This window comes from Chryseobacterium sp. SIMBA_028 (genome assembly GCF_046535285.1).
In the GTDB taxonomy this organism is placed as follows: Bacteria; Bacteroidota; Bacteroidia; order Flavobacteriales; family Weeksellaceae; genus Chryseobacterium.
On record NZ_JAWRWZ010000763.1, the window covers coordinates 1 to 240 of the forward strand.

Genomic DNA, 240 nt, shown 5'->3' on the forward strand with positions numbered 1-240 from the left:
TCGTCCTGTAAGGAGCTCACATGAGACGCCTCCCGATTTTTCTCTGCGTCGATGTTTCGGAGTCGATGGCCGGGGAACCCTTGATGCAGCTGCAGAAGGCCATGGAAAGCATCGTGGGCCAGTTGCGCCAGGATCCGCATGCACTGGAAACCGTGCACATCTCGGTGATCGCCTTTGCCGGCCGCGCCGGCATGATTGTGCCGCTGGTCGAGCTGATGTCCTTCTACCCGCCGCGTCTGC

General features: G+C 60.8%; 1 protein-coding gene. It reads left to right on the forward strand.

Features of this window, described 5'->3' with window-relative positions:
• Positions 1 to 20 precede the first annotated feature (20 nt).
• The coding region (locus SCA31_RS25300; protein WP_410699685.1) for a VWA domain-containing protein at positions 21 to 240 on the forward strand (220 nt) is incomplete at its 3' end.